We start from the raw sequence: 15,383 nt of genomic DNA, 5'->3' as shown, positions 1-15,383 counted from the left end.
CCCGGGGAAGGATCGCGACCTCCGGCCGGGCCGCCTCCGATCCGCCCACCAATCTGCGGAGCGGATTCACGCTCCCGGCCAGGGCCATCCGCGATCCGCCCACCAATCTACGGAGCGGAGTCACGCTCCCGGCCAGGGCCGTCCGCGATCCGCTCCGGGGCCGATGGCAGGGCACGCGCCCTCCCATCCGGGATCGTGCCCCCGGCCGCGTCCGGCCCCAGCAGGGCGAGCAGCGCCTCCGCCACCCGGGCCGGCAGCCCGGCCTCGGTCGCGGCGGCGGCAGCGGCGGCGGCGGCCATCGCCCGCGCCCGCGCCGGGTCGGATAGCACGGTGAAGGCCGCCTCGGCCAGCGCCCCGGCCGGATCCTCCCCCTCGATGCGCAGCGCCCCGCCCGCGCCCAGCAGCCGCGCGACCGGCTCGGCGAAGTTCCAGCAATGCGGGCCGACCAGCACCGGGCAGCCGAGGCGCGCCGGCTCCAGCGGGTTCTGCCCGCCATGCGGCACCAGCGAGCCGCCGACGAAGGCGACGCCGGCCAGGCGGTAGAACAGGCCAAGCTCGCCCAGCGTGTCGGCGACATAGACCGCCACCTCCGGCCCCGGCATCGCCCCGGCGGCGCGGCGCGCCACCGCCAGCCCCGCCGCCGCCGCCGCCACCTCCGCCCCACGCTCCGGGTGGCGCGGCACCAGCACGGTCAGCAGCCCCGGCAGGCGCGGGGCGAGCAGGCGGTGTGCCGCGATCGCCAGCGCCTCCTCCCCGGGATGGGTGCTGGCGGCGAGCAGCACCGGCCGCGCCCCCACCGCCGCGCGCAGTGCCGCCATCGCCTCCGGCGCGGCCGGCAGCGGCGGCGCCGCGTCCTTCAGGTTGCCGAGGCAGCGCGGCGCCGGGGCGCCGAGGGCGGCGAGCCGCGCCGCATCCGCCTCGGACTGCGCCAGCACCAGGGCGAAGCTGCCCAGCACCGTCCGCGCCAGCCCCGGCGCGCGGGCCCAGCGGCGGGCCGAACGGGCGGAGAGGCGGGCATTCACCAGCGCCAGCGGAATCCCCCGCGCCCGCGCCGCCAGCACCAGGTTCGGCCACAGCTCCGATTCCACGAAGGCCGCCGCGTCCGGCCGCCACCCGGCGAGGAAGCGCCCGACCCAGGCCGGCACGTCGAGCGGCGCGAAGCGGTGGAGCACCCGCCCCCGCAGCGCCGGGGGAAGGCGCTGCTCCAGCAGCCGCGCCGCGGTGACGGTGCCGGTGGTGAGCAGCACGGACAGCTGCGGGGCGCGCGCCGCCAGCGCCTCCAGCACCGGCAGCACCGAGGCGGTCTCCCCCACGCTCGCCGCGTGCAGCCAGAGCAGCCGGCCAGGCGGGCGGGCCGCGCCCTCCCCGAAGCGTTCGGAAAGGCGCGCCGCCACCTCCTTGCCCCGCGCAGCGCGGCGGCGGAGCAGCAGCGGCAGCACCGGCGCCGCCGCGGCGGCGCCGAGGCGCCAGAGCAGGACGGGCAGGCTCATCGCCCCGGCCCCCAGGAATCGGCGCGGTCGCAGGCGGCGGTGAGGGCGGCCTCGATCGCGGGCAGCGCCGCCTCCGGCGCCTCGCGTGGCACGGCGAGCGGGGGCTCGGCCACGATCACGCCGCGGCCGAAGGGCAGCGGCAGCAGCATCCGGTCCCAGCTCCCGAGCCGGCGGTGGCGCGTGGTGGCGGCGGCGCAGGCCAGCACCGGCCGGCCGGAGAGGGCGGCGAGCTGCGCCACCCCGGGCGCCGCGCGACGCGCCGGGCCGCGCGGTCCATCGGGCGTGATCACCACGCACTCCCCGGCGGCGAGCAGGCGCAGCATGGCGCGCAGCCCCGCCGCCCCGCCGCGGGAGGAGGAGGCGTGCACCATGCAGAGGGCGAAGCGCCCGCCCACCGCGCCGATCAGCCGCCCGTCGCGGTGGCGGGAGACCAGCACATGCGCCCGCCGCCCGCGCAGCGGGGGCTCGGTCTCCCGCGCCACCTGCCAGGCCGGCGCCATCAGCGCCAGCCGCTCGTGCCAGAAGGCGAGGATGGCGCCCTGGCCGGGGGGCGAGAGGGCGGCGCGCAGATGCTCCTGGCCGAGCAGCGTCCAGCGCGTGGTGCGCAGCACCGTCGCCAGGTAGAGGCCGAGCAGCCGGGCCAGGGCGGCCTGCGCCCGCGGATGGCGGATCAGGCGCCGGAGCATGGGTGTCTGCGCATGGCGGGAGGGCGGCGCGTAGCACGCCCGCGCCGCAGCCGGAATAGCCCACCGGCGGCCGGGCACGCGCAGACAGAGGGAGAGGGCGCCCCCGCCGCGGGCGAGCGCCCTATACCGGCACCAGCGTCACCAGCTCCCGGAAGGCGGCGGCGCAGGCGGGCCAGGCGAAGCCCTCGGCATGGGCGCGGCAGCGCGCCCTGTCGCAGCCGAGCGCGGCGAGCGCGGCGCGGCCAAGGTCCTCGTCCAGCACGCCCGTCCCCGGCGCCACCACGTCGCGCGGCCCGGGCACCGGGAAGGCGGCGACCGGGGTGCCGCAGGCCATCGCCTCCAGCATCACCATGCCGAAGGTGTCGGTGCGGGAAGGGAAGACCAGCACGTCCGCCCCCGCATAGGCCCGCGCGAGGTCCGCCCCGCGCTTCCAGCCCGTGAAATGCGCCGCCGGGAAGCGGCGCTGCAGCGCCGCGCGCTGCGGCCCGTCCCCCACCACCACCTTCGAGCCGGGCAGGTCGAGGGCGAGGAAGGCCTCGATGGACTTCTCCACCGCCAGCCGCCCGGCATAGAGGAAGACCGGCCGGGGCAGGCCCGGCCAGGCCTCGCCCGGCATCGGGCGGAACAGGTCGAGATCCACCCCGCGCGACCACAGCCGCACCCGCGCGAAGCCGCGCGCGGCGAGTTCCTCGCACAGCGAGGGCGTGGCGGCGAAGGTGCCCTCCCCCGCCGCGTGGAAGCGGCGCAGCAGTGCCCAGGAGAGGCGCGGCGGCAGACCGGTGCGGGCGTGCAGGTAGTCGGGGAAGCGGGTGTGCAGGGTGGTGGTGAAGCGCCAGCCGCGCCGGCGGCACAGCGCGCGCATCGCCCAGCCGAGCGGCCCCTCGGTCGCGATGTGCACCGCCTGCGGGGCGAAGGCGTCCACCAGCCGCGCCAGCCGCGCCGCCGGGAACGGGGCCAAGCGGATCTCCGGATATCCGGGCAGCGGGATGGTGCGGAAGCGGTCGGGGCCGATCACCTCCACCACATCCCCGGCGGCGCGGAGATGCGCGGCCACGGTTTCGAGCGTGCGCACCACCCCGTTCACCTGCGGGTGCCAGGCGTCGGAGACGATCAGCAGGCGCAGCGGCGCGCCGGTGGCGGGCCGCGCGCCGCGTGCCGCGCGGGCTTCGGCGTCGAGGGGCATCAGCCCCATGTGCGGGCGCGGTCAGGCCGTGGCAATGGCCCCCGGCGCGGGCGGGAAGGAGAGCCGGTTCTCCCGCGCCCAGTCCACCAGCTCGAAGCGGCCGTCGGCATGCTCGACGAGGGCGGTGCAGCTCTCCACCCAGTCGCCGTCGTTCATGTAGAGCACGCCCTGCACCACGCGCATCTCGGCATGGTGGATGTGGCCGCAGATCACGCCGTCCAGGCCGCGGCGCCGCGCCTCGGTGGCGAGCGCGGCCTCGAAGCGGTCGATCGCCTTCACCGCGCCCTTCACCTGCCGCTTCATCCACTGGCTGAGCGACCAGTAGGGGTAGCCGAGGCGCCGCCGCGCCTCGTTGAACCAGCGGTTGGCGACCAGCGCCTGGTCATAGGCCCAGTCGCCGAGCAGGGCGAGGAACCTGGCGTAGCGGATCACGCCGTCGAACTCGTCGCCGTGGATCACCAGCAGCCGCCGGCCGTCGGCGGTGACGTGCACCGCCTCCCGCACCAGGCGGATGCCGGCGACCTCGAGGCCGAGCCAGGCGCGGAACATCTCGTCGTGGTTGCCGGGGATGTAGGTGACCTGGACGCCGGAGCGGGCGAGGCGCAGCACATGGCGCACCACCTCGTCGAATTCCTCGGTCCAGTACCAGGATTTGCGCAGCCGCCAGCCATCCACCACGTCGCCCACCAGGAACAGCCGCTCGCATTCGGTGCGGCGCAGGAAGTCGAGGAGAAAGTCGGCGCGGCAGCCGCGGGTGCCGAGATGGATGTCGGAGAGGAACACCGTGCGGTAGCGGCGCGTCACCTCGGTCGTCTGCATCACCCCTCGCCTCGCTCGCCGGACGGCCCTCCGCGTCCTGGCGGCGCCGGCTCAGGTCTCCCGTGCCGAGGAGGCGACGACGCCTCGCGGCCCGGCCGCCCCCACGGGCGCGCGGGTCCTCCTGCGGGGGCGGCGTGCCCCGGCAGTGGTCGCGCCGCGCCGCTGTAACGCGCCGCTCGCGCTTGGGGCGTGAAGCTTGGGTGATTCCTTTTCCAGACGTGATCGCTCCCCTGCGGGGGTCAGCCGTGGCGGCGCAGCGCGATCACGGCCGCGGCGAGGCCGCTCGCCAGCGAGAGGGTGCCGAGGGCGGGCGCGGCCAGCAGGGCCGTCGCCGCGCTTCCGGTCAGCGGGCCGAGGGCGAGCCCAACGGCGGCGAGCCCGCCGAGCGCCGCGGCAACGGCCAGGAAGCACAGGAAGAGCATCGGGGCGGCCTCCGAGTCGTGGCGGGATCGTGGCACGGCCCGCCCGATCCCGCCATCAGAATGCCACAATCCGGCCCCGGTTCGCCACAATTGCGCCACCGCCGCCCTCACCTCCCGGTGAGGGCGGCGGCCCCGCCACAGGCCGGCGCGCCGCGCCGCCGGAGCGCCTCAGCCCGTCGCCTGGATGGCGGAGAGCAGCCAGTTGCCGCCCGGGGCGCGGACGAAGGTCCAGATCTCGGTGGCCTCGGTGCGCCGCGCCGGGTCGCCCTCCACCACCGCGCCGTCCTCGGCGCGGCGCGTCACCTCGACGAAGGAGTAGCGCATGGCGACGGTGGCGTATTCGCGCCCGTCCTCGCGCCAAGCCTCGGCCAGGTCGCCCTGCTCCAGCACCGTGTCGCGGGTCTCGTTGCGCAGGCCGCGGCTGGCGAGGTCGGCGAGGTCCTCGGAGAAGTACTGCACCATCTCCGGCGTCGCGAGGCGCTGCAGCGCCGGCAGATCCTGGCGCGACCAGGCCTCGTTCACCTCCTTCAGGATGCGCTCGAAGGTCTCGAAATCCGCCGGCTGCAGCGCGAGGGGGGCAAGGCCCGTGGCGGGCACCGTGCCCCGGCCGGCGGCCGGACGCGCGCCGGCCGGAGCGGAGCCGGCCGGGCCGTGCAGGTCGCGCGCCATCGCCCCCGCCGGCGCGCCGGCCAGGGCCGGCTGCTGCTGGCGGCCGCGGATCAGGCGCAGCACCAGCCACACCAGCCCGGCGATCAGCGCGATCTGCAGCAGCAGGCCGAGGACGCCGGCGAAGCCGGAGAGGCCGCCGAAGAAGCCGTGGCCGAACAGCAGCCCACCGAGGCCGACGCCGATCAGCCCGCCCATCAGCCCGGCCATGAAGGGGCTGCGGCCGAACATGCCCCCCGCCGCCGGCGCCGCCGCGCCGGCCGGGGTGCGCGCCGCCGGCGCCCCCGGCTGGGCGGCACGGCCAGGCTCGGTCATGCTGCGCTCCATCGGCCGCGCCTGGTTCTGGGCCGGGGCGGTGCGGGTCGGGGGCGGGGCGGAGTAGGTCTGGCTGCCGCGGCTGCCCATGGAGCGGGCGCCGCCGCGCTGCGCCTCGGCCAGGGCGGGGGCGAGGGCCAGGGCGACGACCGCGATGGCGGCCAGGAAGGTGGCGGGACGGCGCATGGGCGGGGCTCTCTCCGGGAACGCGGTTCCGATTACAACAAATATAGGAAAGCCGCGGCGCGATGCGAACGCAACCGCGGCGCCTTCCTTCCAACCGCCCCCGCCCGGCCGCGTTCCCCACCCCATGACCGGGACGCCACCGTGGAACCCGCCCGAGGGCGGGGCCGTTGGCCGCCGCGCCCTGCTGCCGGCGCTCGCCCTCGCCGCCTGCGCGGGCGCCGGGCGGGAGCCGGTTCCGGCCCCGCCGCCGGGCGTGCCCGCGGCCTGGCTGGTGCAGATCTCCTGGCACACCGAGGTAGCGCTGCCGCTGCGCCGGGAGGAGGCGCTGGCGCGGCTGCTCGCCCCCTTCCTGCCGGAGGCGCCGCTGGTCGCCTTCGGCTTCGGCGCCCGCGGGTTCTTCACCGCGCGCGAGCCGGGGCTGGCGGAGCTTTCCGGCGCGCTCCTGCCCGGGCCGGGGGCGCTGCTCGCCGTGCCGATGGCGGCCCCGCCCACGCCCGACACGGTGGAGGACGCGGTGCCGCTGCCGCTGGCCGGGGCGGCGCATGAGGCCGTCGCGGCCTTCCTGCTCGGCGAGTTCGAGCGCGACGCGGCGGGCCGGCCGCGCCCGATCCGCCCCGGCTTCCGCCCCGGCGCCTGGTTCTTCGAGGCGCGCCGCCGCTACGCCCTGCCCTACACCTCCAACACCTGGGCAGTGGAGGCGCTGGCGGCGGGCGGGCTGCCGCTCGACCCCTCCGGCGTGATGACCGCCGGCGCCGCGATGCGCGAGGCGCGCCGGGCGGCGCGGCGGCTGATGGCGTGAGGGGAGCGCGCGGTCACGCCCCGGCCAGCGTCATCCCCTCCACCCTGACGGTCGGCGCGTCGGTACCGCGGCGGAATTGCAGGTCGTCGGCCGGGGTGAGGTGGGCGAGCATCTCGCGCAGGTTGCCGGCGATGGTGATCTCGCTCACCGGCTCGGCCAGGGCACCGTCGCGGATCATGAAGCCGGCGGCGCCGCGGCTGTAGTCGCCGGTCACGGCGTTCACGCCCATGCCGATCAGCTCGGTGACGTAGAGCCCCTCGCGGATGTCGGCCATCAGCGCCGCCGGCGTCACCTTCCCGGCCGCCAGCCAGAGGTTGGTCGGTGCCGGCCCGGGTGGGCCGCCGGTGCTGCGGCTGGCATGGCCGGTGCTGGCGAGGCCGAGCTGGCGGGCGCTGCGCCAGTCGAGGATCCAGGTGGTCAGCACCCCGTCCTCGACGATGGCGCGCCGCTCCCCCTTCATCCCCTCCCCGTCGAAGGGGCGGGAGCGGAGCCCCCGCCGCCGCGTCGGGTCGTCGAGCACCGTCACGCCCTCGGGCATGATGCGCTGGCCCATGCGGTCCTTGAGGAAGGAGGTGCCGCGCGCCACCGCCGCGCCATTGATCGCCCCCGCCAGGTGGCCGAGCAGCGAGGCGGCGACGCGCGGGTCATAGACCACCGGCAGCTTCGCCGTCCGCGGTCGGCGCGGGTTGAGGCGTGCCACCGCCCGCTCCCCGGCGCGGCGGCCGATGGTGGCGGCGTCCTCGAGATCCGCCAGGTGGACGGCGGTGGCGTAGTCGTAATCCCGCTCCATCGCCGTGCCCTGGCCGGCGAGCGCGGTGGCGGAGACGGAGTGGCTGGTGCGGAGATAGGCGCCGGCGAAGCCGTTGCTGGCGGCAAGCGCGATCTCGGCGCGCGACCAGCCGGCCTCCGCGCCCTCGGAGTTGGTGACGCCCGCGACCGCCAGTGCCGCCTCCTCCGCCTCGGCGGCGCGGGCGATGAGCTGCTCGGCCGTGGGCTCGGCCGTGTCGGCGAGGTCGAGATCGGCGGCGACCAGCCCGTCCGGGGCCTCCGGCAGGCCCGCATGGGGGTCCTCCGGCACCACCCTCGCCATCGCCACCGCGCGCTCGGCGAGCGCGGCGAAGCCGGCGGGGGAGGCGTCGGTGGAGGAGACGATCGCCTGCCGGCGGCCGACGAAGACCCGCAGCCCGAGGCCGAACTCCTCCGAGCGCTCGAGCTGCTCGATCTTGCCGAGGCGGCGCTGCACGGAGAGCGAGGCGGCGGCGACCAGCATCGCGTCCGCGGCGTCGGCCCCCGCCCTGCGGGCGGCCTCGACCAGGGCGGCGAGGGTGTCGAGCCGGCCGCTCATGCCGCAAGCCTCGCGGCGATCTCGGGCAGGGCGGGCACTCTGGTGGCGGGGCCGAGCACGGCGAGCGTCGGCTTGGCGCGGAAGGCGCGGGCGGCCGCCTCCTGCACCTGCCCGACGGTGACGGCGGCGATCCTCGCCTTGGTCTCCTCCACCGGGATGACGCGGCCATGCACCTGGAGCTGGCGGGCGAGCTGCTCGACACGGCTGCCGGTGCTCTCGAGCGACATCAGCAGCGAGGCGCGGAGCTGCGCCTTGGCGCGGTCCAGCTCCTCCTGCGTCACGTCGCGCTGCACCTTGCGCAGCTCCTCAAGCGTGACCGGGACCAGCTCCTCCGCCTCCTTCTCCCCGGTGCCGGCGTAGATGCCGAAGATGCCGCCATCCACGAAGGGGTGGGCGTAGGAGTAGATGGAATAGACGAGGCCGCGCCTCTCCCGGATCTCCTGGAACAGGCGGGAGGACATGCCGCCGCCGAGCAGGGTCGAGAGCAGCAGCATCGGGTAGTGCAGCGGATCCCGGTAGGCGACGCCGGGGAAGCCGAGGACGATGTGCACTTGGTCGAGGTCGCGCATCTCCCGGAACTCCCCGCCCACATAGCGGGCGGGCTCGGGCGGCGGCGGGCTCACCTGGGGCAGGTCGGCGAAGTGGCGGCGCACCAGCTCGAGCAGCGCCTCGTGCTCCACGGCGCCGGCGGCGGCGACCACCATGCGCTCCGGCCCGTAGTGGCGGCGCATGTAGCCGGTGAGCGCGCCGCGCTCCATCCGCCGGATCACCTCCTCGGTGCCCAGCGTCGGGCGGCCCATCGGCTGGTTGAGGAAGGCGGTGGCCTGGAAATGGTCGAAGATGACGTCGTCAGGCGTGTCGTTGGCCTGGCCGATCTCCTGCAGGATCACCCCCCGCTCGCGCTCCAGCTCCTCGGGCACGAAGGTGGAATGCGTCAGGATGTCGCCGATGATGTCGGCGGCCAGCGGCAGGTCCTCCTTCAGCACCTTGCAGTAGTAGGCGGTGTTCTCGCGCGCCGTGTAGGCGTTGAGGTGCCCGCCCACGTTCTCGATCTCGCGGGCGATGGCGGCAGCGTCGCGCCGCTCCGTGCCCTTGAAGGCCATGTGCTCGAGGAAGTGGGACACGCCGTTCTCGGCCGCGTCCTCGTGGCGCGTGCCGGCGGCGACGTAGGCGCCGAAGGAGACGGTCTCCACGCGCGGCATGGTCTCGGAGACCACGGTCAGGCCGTTGGGCAGGCGCGTGAGGCGGACGGCGTCGGACATGCGGTGCTCGGATTCCCGGGTTTCAGGCCGCGCGGTTGCGGCGGGCATGGGAACGGACGGCGGTTTCGATCCGGCCGAGATCCGGCGGCAGGACCTCGAACCGCTCCTCGCGCTCATATAGGTCGGCGAGGCGCGGCGGCAGAGGGGGGCGGCGGCCCGTGGCCCGCTCCACCGCCTCGGGGAACTTGGCCGGGTGGGCGGTGGCGGCGGCCACCACGGGGATGGCGGGGTCCTCGGGCGCCAGGGCGCGGGCGGCGGCGGTGCCGATGGCGGTGTGCGGGTCGGCGAGGTAGCCGGCGCGCTCCCACAGGCGGCGGATCTCGGCGAGCGTCCCCTCGTCGTCCAGGGTGAAGCCGCGGAACAGGGCGGTGGCCTCGCGCCAGGCGGCGTCCGGCACCGGCATCCGTCCCTCCGCGCGGAAGCGGCGCATCGCCGCGGCGGTGGCGGCGCCGTCGCGGCCGAGCAGCTCGAACAGCAGGCGCTCGAAATTCGAGCTGACCTGGATGTCCATGCTCGGCGAGAGGGAAGGCTCGACCGGCCGCGCGCTCATGTCGTTGGCGGCGAGAAAGCGGGCCAGGATGTCGTTGCGGTTGGACCCGACGATCAGCCGCGCGACGGGCAGCCCCATCCGCCGCACCGCCCAGGCGGCCAGCACGTTGCCGAAATTTCCCGTCGGCACGCTGAAGGCGACCGGCCGGTCCGGCGCGCCGAGCGCCAGCGCCGCGGCGGCGTAGTAGGGGATCTGCGCCGCGATCCGCGCCCAGTTGATGGAGTTGACGGCGGCGAGGCGCATCTCGGCGCGGAAGGGCGCGTCGTTGAACATCGCCTTCACCAGGTCCTGGCAGGTGTCGAAGTCGCCCTCGATGGCGATGTTGCGCACGTTGGGCGAGAGCACCGTGGTCATCTGCCGCCGCTGCACCTCCGAGGTGCGCCCGAGCGGGTGGAGGATGACGATGTCCACCGCCGCCCGGTCGCGGCAGGCCTCGATGGCGGCCGAGCCGGTATCGCCCGAGGTGGCGCCGACGATGGTGATGCGCTCGCCGCGCCTTTCCAGCACCTGGTCGAACAGGCGGCCGAGAAGCTGCAGCGCCATGTCCTTGAAGGCGAGGGTGGGGCCGTGGAACAGCTCCAGGACGAAGCGGCGATGGTCGAGCTGGACCAGCGGCGCCACGGCGGGGTGGCCGAAGCCCCCGTAGGCGCCCTCCGCCATGGCGCGCAGCGCCTCGAGGGAGAGCGTGTTCCCCGTGAAACGATGGATGAGCCGCGCCGCCAGCTCCGCATAGGGCAGGCCGCGCAGCGCCCGCCACTCCCCGGCGGAGAGTTCGGGCCAGGCCTCCGGCACGAACAGGCCGCCATCCTCGGCGAGGCCGGCGAGCAGGACGCCTTCGAAGTCGCGGGGCGGGGCCTGGCCCCGGGTGGAGAGGTAGCGCATGGCGCCGCACGCTAGCCGCTGGCGGCCCCGGGGGCGAGGGGCGGGGCGTGCCCCGGCGGTCAGGCCTCCTGCTCGCGCTTCGCCATCATGCCGCGGAAGGCGAGCCGGGCGTGGCAGGCAGCCAGCCACCGCCGCACGTTCGGCACCGCCTCGAACAGCTCCGGCGCCGGCAGGGCGAAGCGGAGCACCTCCGCAACGTTGATGTCGGCCACGGTGAAGCGTCCGCCGACAAGGTGGTCCTTTCCCGCCAGCGCCCGGTCCAGCACCGCGAAGGGCGCGCGCAGCGCCGCGACCGCCGCCGCCGCCGCCGCCGGGTCCCGCTCCGCAGGCGGCCTCGCGGCGCGGTGGGTGAGCACTTCCAGCGCGTGCGGCTCGGCCTCCGTCGCCGCCCAGAACGACCACATGGTCATCAGCCCGTCCTCCGCGACATCGGCCGGCCCGAGCGCGCCGCCATAGCGCTTCGCCAGGTAGAGGTTGATGGCCAGGGATTCGTGCAGCACCAGCTCGCCATCCACCATGGCCGGCACGTGGCCGTTGGGGTTGATCCGCAGGAACTCGGCGGAGCGGGTGTGCAGCGGGGCGTCCGGCGCGTCCGGATCGGGCAGGCGATAGGCTTGGATCACCGGCACCAGGCGGTAGGGCAGGCCGATCTCCTCGGCCAGCCAGATGTTGCGCGAGGCGCGGGAGCGGTAGACGCCGTAGATCGTCAGCATGCGGTGGTCCTGGGGGCCCGGGTCGCGCACCCTGCCCGCGATGGCGGCTGCGGGGAAGCCTCGGCGCCAGGCCTCAGTAGGTCCGCCCCGCCGCCATCCGCTCCACCGCCCCCCGCCGCGCCTCCTCGACCGCTGCGCGCAAATCGGCGAGGTAGTCCGCCTCCACCCCCCGGTGCACCGGGTTGAGATGCAGATGCATCCCGTCCGGCTCCTGCTGCCGCCCCGGCAGCCAGCCGCGCCGGTCCAGCGCCGCCGCCACCCGCGCGATGTCGAGCGCCGGGTCGGTCGCGCGGTAGACGAAGAGGGAGAGTTCGGAGGGCCGCAGCACCTCGAGCCCCGGGATCGCCTCGATCCCCGCCACCAGCGCCGCCTTCGCCTCCATGATGCGGCGGGCGCAGTCGAGGTAGCCCGCCTCGCCGAGGTAGTGCATCACCGCCCAGGCGGCCGCGACCGCGCCCCCCGGCCGCGTGCCCTGGGTGGTGTAGGCGGCGTAGGGCCCGCGCTGCCAGGCGCGGCTCTCGAAGCGGTGGAAGCGCCGCAGCCCCTCCTCCCGCACCAGCAGCAGCGAGGCGCCCTTCGGCGCCATGCCGTGCTTGTGGATGTCGGCCGAGATCGCCGTCACCCCCGGCACGCGGAAGTCCCACTCCGGGATCTCGTGGCCGAGCTTGGCCGCGAAGGGAGAGAGGAAGCCGCCGACGCAGGCGTCCACGTGCAGCCACAGCCCGCGCGCCCGCGCGATGCGGCCGAGATCGGCGATGGGGTCGAAGACGCCGAAGGGGTAGCAGGGGGCGGAGCCGACGAGGGCGATGGTGCGCCCGTCCATCGCCGCCTCCATCGCCGCCGGGTCGGCGCGGAACGCCGCCCCGACCGGGACGCGCCGCGGCTCCAGGCCGAGATACCAGCAGGCCCGGTCGAAGGTGAGGTGGGCGCTGTTCGGCATCACCACGTTGCCGCCGGCGATGCCGCGCTCCTCCCGCGCCCGCTCCCTGGCCGCGAGCAGGCTGAGGAAGATGCTCTCCGAGCCGCCGGAGGTGAAGGTGCCCCCCGCCCCCTCCGGCGCGGCCATCAGCGAGAGGCCCATGCCGACCACCTCCTCCTCCAGCCGCTTCAGGCTGGGGAAGGCGCGCTGGCCGAGGTTGTTCTCGGTCCAGTAGGCGGCGTAGGCCTCCTGCTGCACCCGGCTCAGCGCCTCGTCCAGGTAGTAGACGTAGACGGCGAGGCGGCCGCGGCGCCAGGCGTAGTCGCCGGCCTTGGCGGCCTCCAATTCCTGCTTCAGCGCCTCCCAGGGCCTGCCCTGCGCGGGGATGCGGTGCATCCGGCTCTCCTCCCGTGTCCTGCGGCCCCATGCTGGCATGGCGGGGCGGGGCGGGGCAGCCGCTTCGGCGCCCCTCTGTCGGGCGGGCCCGCGGCTCCCCATCTCCGGCGCCCCGGCCACGGCGCCTCCCCGGGCCGGGGCGGCAGCGGGGACGCGCCATGGTCGAGGACGTGATCGTGTTCGCCGCCGTCGGCTTCGCGGCGCAGATGATCGACGGCGCCATCGGCATGGCCTACGGCCTCTCGGCGGCCAGCGTGCTGCTCACCCTCGGGGTCGCGCCCGCGGCGGCGAGCGCCAGCATCCACGCGGCGGAGGTGTTCACCACCGGCGCCTCCGGCCTCGCCCACTGGTGCGTCGGCAATGTCCGGCGCGACCTGGTGCTGCGCTTGGCGCTGCCGGGGATGCTGGGCGGGGTGCTCGGCGCCTTCCTGCTGGTGGGGGCGCCGATCGGTCCGGTGCGGGTCTTCGTCAGCCTCTACCTGCTGGTGCTCGGCGGGGTGATCCTGGCCAAGGCGCTGCGGCCGCGGGCGCCGGCGGTGCCGCGCCCCTGGCGGGTGGCGCTGCTCGGCTTCTGCGGTGGGGCGCTGGACGCGGCCGGGGGCGGCGGCTGGGGGGCGATCGTCACCTCCACCCTGATCGGCCAGGGCAGCGTGCCGCGGGAGGCGATCGGCTCGGCCAACCTCGCCGAGTTCTTCGTCACGGTGGCGATCTCGGCCGCCTTCGTCGCCACCATCGGTCTCTCCCTCTGGCCGATCATCGCCGGGCTGGTGCTGGGGGGCGTGCTGGCCGCACCCTTCGCGGCGCTGGTGGCGAAGCGCGTGCCCGACCGGCCGCTGATGGTGATCGTGGCGGTGGTGGTCTCGCTGCTGGCGCTGCGCAACCTGCTGCTGGCGCTGCGCGCCCTGGCGGGCGGGGGGTGAGCCTGCCCCCCTCCCGACGATCGCGCGAGAAGCCCCGCCGGCCGCGCAACCGCAGCTCTTGTGGTGGCGTTTCGCAGCTGCGTAGTCTAAGGATGGTGGGTGCCCGGCACCGATTCACCCAAGACTTCGGCGCCGGGTTCCCTTCGGCCCCGAACGGGAAGAGGAGGTGCCGCGATGTCCGGCTATCTGGCCACCGACCGCGAGCGTTCGACGAACCCCCTCGACGTCCTCGAACAGATCGTCACCGCCAACGAGTGGGCCTTCGAGCGCCGCTCGGAGAGCGAGATGGCGGCCGAGGCGCCGGGCAAGTGGTGCGACTACGGCCTCTTCTTCTCCTGGTCGCCGGAGGTCAGCGCCATGCACTTCTCCTGCGCCTTCGACCTGAAGGTGCCGGCGGAGCGGCGCGAGCGGCTGTACGAGCTGCTGGCGCTCGCCAACGAGAAGCTCTGGATCGGCCATTTCGGCCTGGAAAGCGAGGATGGGGTGCCGGTGTTCCGCCACTCCGTCCTGCTGCGGGGCGCGCCCGGCGCCTCCGCGGAATCGCTCGAGGACATGGTGGACATCGCGATCGCCGAGTGCGAGCGCTTCTTCCCCGCCTTCCAATTCGTCCTCTGGGGCGGCAAGACCCCCGCGGACGCCCTGGCCGCGGCCATGCTCGACTGCCTCGGCGAGGCCTGAGGGGCGGGCGCCGCGTCCGGGCACGGGAGGAGGAGCGCGATGGCCGAGGGGTCCTTGCCCCCGCTGCTGCTGGTCGGCTGCGGGAAGATGGGGGGTGCGATGCTCACCGGCTGGCTGGAGCAGGGCCTGCGCCGCGCCGTGGTGGTGGAGCCGAACCCGGAAGCCGCCGCGCGCTTCGCCGGCCGCGCCACCGTGGTGGCGGAGGCCGCGCAGGTCCCGGCCGACCTTCGCCCCGCGGCGGTGATTCTCGCCATCAAGCCACAGGAGGCGGGCGCCGCCCTTCCGGCCTATGCCCGCCTCGCCGGGCCGGAGACGGTGTTCCTCTCGATCATGGCCGGCCGCACCATCGCCGGGATGCGCGCCCTGCTCGGCGCCGGGGCGGCGGTGGTGCGGGCGATGCCGAACACCCCGGCGGCGGTGCGCCAGGGCTTCACCGTCGCCTTCGCCGGCCCCGGCGTGACGGCGGCGCAGCGCGACCTCGCCGACCGGCTGCTCGCCGCTGTGGGAGAGGTCGCCTGGGTGGAGCAGGAGGGGATGCTCGATCCGGTCACCGCCGTCTCCGGCGGTGGCCCGGCCTATGTCTTCCTGCTCGCCGAGGTGCTGGAGCAGGCGGCGGTCGAGCAGGGCCTGCCGCCCGACCTCGCCCGCCGCATGGCGCGCGCCACCGTCGCCGGCTCGGGCGCGCTGCTCGCGGCGAGCGCGGAGGACGCGGCGAGCCTCCGCCGCGCCGTCACCAGCCCCAAGGGCACGACCGAGCGGGCGCTCGCCGTGCTCATGGCGCCGGAGGCCTGGCCGGCGCTGATGTCGCGCGCCATCGCCGCGGCGACGGAGCGCTCGCGCGAACTGGCGGGGTAGGGCCGGCCGGAAGCGCGCCTTCCCCCTTGGCGGACAAGGCGCCGGGGCCGCTGCCATGCGCAGAGGCGGGGCGGAAGCCGCTCCAGCCCATCCCCCTGGGGCCAGGGTCGCGCGCCCCGCCGCTTCCGGCCCTCCGCGCGCCGCCCCGCAGCAGGGGCCTGAACGGGATCCGCCCTGGAGCAGATCGCGGGCGGCCGGAAACGGCCGGGAGCGTGACTCTGCTCCAAAAACAATGGACTAGAGCCGCTTCCGCATTTGCAGCCGAGTGGAAACGGCTCTAAGCCGCGTGGACAAACC

Annotated in this window: 15 protein-coding genes; 4 read left to right on the top strand and 11 right to left on the bottom strand. The window is 75.7% G+C overall.

Annotated elements, in window-relative coordinates; translation table 11 throughout:
* Positions 1 to 107 precede the first annotated feature (107 nt).
* The 6 genes from ET526_RS13695 to ET526_RS13670 all read right to left on the bottom strand — a co-directional run bounded on the left by ET526_RS13695 (position 108) and on the right by ET526_RS13670 (position 5,767).
* Entirely contained in the window at positions 108 to 1,490 is a 1,383-nt protein-coding gene (locus tag ET526_RS13695; protein WP_135468268.1) for a 3-deoxy-D-manno-octulosonic acid transferase, read from the bottom strand.
* Positions 1,487 to 2,176 carry a lysophospholipid acyltransferase family protein gene (locus tag ET526_RS13690; RefSeq protein ID WP_135468267.1) on the bottom strand — a complete coding sequence of 230 codons (690 nt, stop codon included), beginning with the start codon at positions 2,174 to 2,176 and terminating at the stop codon, positions 1,487 to 1,489. Before ET526_RS13690 ends, ET526_RS13695 begins: the two co-directional genes overlap by 4 nt.
* 121 nt (positions 2,177 to 2,297) lie before the next feature.
* Entirely contained in the window at positions 2,298 to 3,359 is a 1,062-nt protein-coding gene (locus ET526_RS13685; RefSeq protein ID WP_135468309.1) for a glycosyltransferase family 4 protein, read from the bottom strand.
* A 21-nt stretch (positions 3,360 to 3,380) separates the two neighbouring features.
* Positions 3,381 to 4,178, bottom strand: coding sequence for a UDP-2,3-diacylglucosamine diphosphatase (locus tag ET526_RS13680; RefSeq protein ID WP_135468266.1), 798 nt, complete (start codon positions 4,176 to 4,178; stop codon positions 3,381 to 3,383).
* Between the two features lie 239 nt (positions 4,179 to 4,417).
* Positions 4,418 to 4,600, bottom strand: a complete 183-nt coding sequence (locus tag ET526_RS13675) for a hypothetical protein (RefSeq protein WP_135468265.1) — start codon at positions 4,598 to 4,600, stop codon at positions 4,418 to 4,420.
* 168 nt (positions 4,601 to 4,768) lie between these two features.
* Entirely contained in the window at positions 4,769 to 5,767 is a 999-nt protein-coding gene (locus ET526_RS13670) for a Tim44 domain-containing protein (RefSeq protein WP_135468264.1), read from the bottom strand.
* Between the two features lie 124 nt (positions 5,768 to 5,891).
* Here ET526_RS13670 and ET526_RS13665 point away from each other — a divergent pair, with 124 nt between their 5' ends.
* Positions 5,892 to 6,566: a DUF2459 domain-containing protein gene (locus tag ET526_RS13665; protein ID WP_158295581.1), complete on the top strand. Its 675-nt coding sequence runs from the start codon at positions 5,892 to 5,894 to the stop codon at positions 6,564 to 6,566.
* A gap of 13 nt (positions 6,567 to 6,579) precedes the next feature.
* On the opposite strand, the gene ET526_RS13660 is transcribed toward ET526_RS13665, so the two are convergent.
* The 5 genes from ET526_RS13660 to ET526_RS13640 form a co-directional block, all read right to left on the bottom strand.
* Entirely contained in the window at positions 6,580 to 7,911 is a 1,332-nt protein-coding gene (locus ET526_RS13660; protein ID WP_135468262.1) for a TldD/PmbA family protein, read from the bottom strand.
* Positions 7,908 to 9,173, bottom strand: a complete 1,266-nt coding sequence (locus ET526_RS13655; RefSeq protein ID WP_135468261.1) for a M16 family metallopeptidase — start codon at positions 9,171 to 9,173, stop codon at positions 7,908 to 7,910. Before ET526_RS13655 ends, ET526_RS13660 begins: the two co-directional genes overlap by 4 nt.
* Before the next feature lie 22 nt (positions 9,174 to 9,195).
* Entirely contained in the window at positions 9,196 to 10,605 is a 1,410-nt protein-coding gene (gene thrC / locus ET526_RS13650) for a threonine synthase (RefSeq protein ID WP_135468260.1), read from the bottom strand.
* Positions 10,606 to 10,664: 59 nt separating this feature from the next.
* Entirely contained in the window at positions 10,665 to 11,318 is a 654-nt protein-coding gene (locus ET526_RS13645) for a glutathione S-transferase family protein (protein ID WP_135468259.1), read from the bottom strand.
* A gap of 73 nt (positions 11,319 to 11,391) precedes the next feature.
* Complete coding sequence (locus tag ET526_RS13640) at positions 11,392 to 12,633, bottom strand: pyridoxal phosphate-dependent decarboxylase family protein (protein ID WP_135468258.1); 1,242 nt, start codon at positions 12,631 to 12,633, stop codon at positions 11,392 to 11,394.
* A 158-nt stretch (positions 12,634 to 12,791) separates the two neighbouring features.
* Between ET526_RS13640 and ET526_RS13635 the strand changes: the two genes are divergently transcribed.
* From ET526_RS13635 to proC, 3 genes are all read left to right on the top strand, one after another.
* Positions 12,792 to 13,553 (top strand): sulfite exporter TauE/SafE family protein, encoded by a 762-nt coding sequence (locus ET526_RS13635; protein ID WP_135468257.1) that lies wholly within the window; start codon positions 12,792 to 12,794, stop codon positions 13,551 to 13,553.
* 174 nt (positions 13,554 to 13,727) lie between these two features.
* Complete coding sequence (locus ET526_RS13630) at positions 13,728 to 14,231, top strand: type III secretion system chaperone family protein (RefSeq protein ID WP_135468256.1); 504 nt, start codon at positions 13,728 to 13,730, stop codon at positions 14,229 to 14,231.
* A gap of 39 nt (positions 14,232 to 14,270) precedes the next feature.
* Positions 14,271 to 15,086: a pyrroline-5-carboxylate reductase gene (gene proC, locus ET526_RS13625; protein ID WP_135468255.1), complete on the top strand. Its 816-nt coding sequence runs from the start codon at positions 14,271 to 14,273 to the stop codon at positions 15,084 to 15,086.
* Positions 15,087 to 15,383: the final 297 nt, after the last annotated feature.

It is taken from the genome of Crenalkalicoccus roseus (assembly GCF_004761865.1).
GTDB classification, from domain to species: Bacteria; Pseudomonadota; Alphaproteobacteria; order Acetobacterales; family Acetobacteraceae; genus Crenalkalicoccus; species Crenalkalicoccus roseus.
This window is presented reverse-complemented; position numbering and strand designations above follow the sequence as displayed.

Bases quoted from the DNA above. Each gene is read 5' to 3' on its own strand.
- thrC (WP_135468260.1), bottom strand. From the start codon at position 10,605: ATGCGCTACCTCTCCACCCGGGGCCAGGCCCCGCCCCGCGACTTCGAA.
- ET526_RS13675 (WP_135468265.1), bottom strand. From the start codon at position 4,600: ATGCTCTTCCTGTGCTTCCTGGCCGTTGCCGCGGCGCTCGGCGGGCTC.
- ET526_RS13690 (WP_135468267.1), bottom strand. From the start codon at position 2,176: ATGCTCCGGCGCCTGATCCGCCATCCGCGGGCGCAGGCCGCCCTGGCC.
- ET526_RS13685 (WP_135468309.1), bottom strand. From the start codon at position 3,359: ATGCCCCTCGACGCCGAAGCCCGCGCGGCACGCGGCGCGCGGCCCGCC.
- ET526_RS13630 (WP_135468256.1), top strand. From the start codon at position 13,728: ATGTCCGGCTATCTGGCCACCGACCGCGAGCGTTCGACGAACCCCCTC.
- ET526_RS13670 (WP_135468264.1), bottom strand. From the start codon at position 5,767: ATGCGCCGTCCCGCCACCTTCCTGGCCGCCATCGCGGTCGTCGCCCTG.
- ET526_RS13695 (WP_135468268.1), bottom strand. From the start codon at position 1,490: ATGAGCCTGCCCGTCCTGCTCTGGCGCCTCGGCGCCGCCGCGGCGGCG.
- ET526_RS13680 (WP_135468266.1), bottom strand. From the start codon at position 4,178: ATGCAGACGACCGAGGTGACGCGCCGCTACCGCACGGTGTTCCTCTCC.
- ET526_RS13660 (WP_135468262.1), bottom strand. From the start codon at position 7,911: ATGAGCGGCCGGCTCGACACCCTCGCCGCCCTGGTCGAGGCCGCCCGC.
- ET526_RS13640 (WP_135468258.1), bottom strand. From the start codon at position 12,633: ATGCACCGCATCCCCGCGCAGGGCAGGCCCTGGGAGGCGCTGAAGCAG.
- ET526_RS13635 (WP_135468257.1), top strand. From the start codon at position 12,792: ATGGTCGAGGACGTGATCGTGTTCGCCGCCGTCGGCTTCGCGGCGCAG.
- ET526_RS13645 (WP_135468259.1), bottom strand. From the start codon at position 11,318: ATGCTGACGATCTACGGCGTCTACCGCTCCCGCGCCTCGCGCAACATC.
- proC (WP_135468255.1), top strand. From the start codon at position 14,271: ATGGCCGAGGGGTCCTTGCCCCCGCTGCTGCTGGTCGGCTGCGGGAAG.
- ET526_RS13665 (WP_158295581.1), top strand. From the start codon at position 5,892: ATGACCGGGACGCCACCGTGGAACCCGCCCGAGGGCGGGGCCGTTGGC.
- ET526_RS13655 (WP_135468261.1), bottom strand. From the start codon at position 9,173: ATGTCCGACGCCGTCCGCCTCACGCGCCTGCCCAACGGCCTGACCGTG.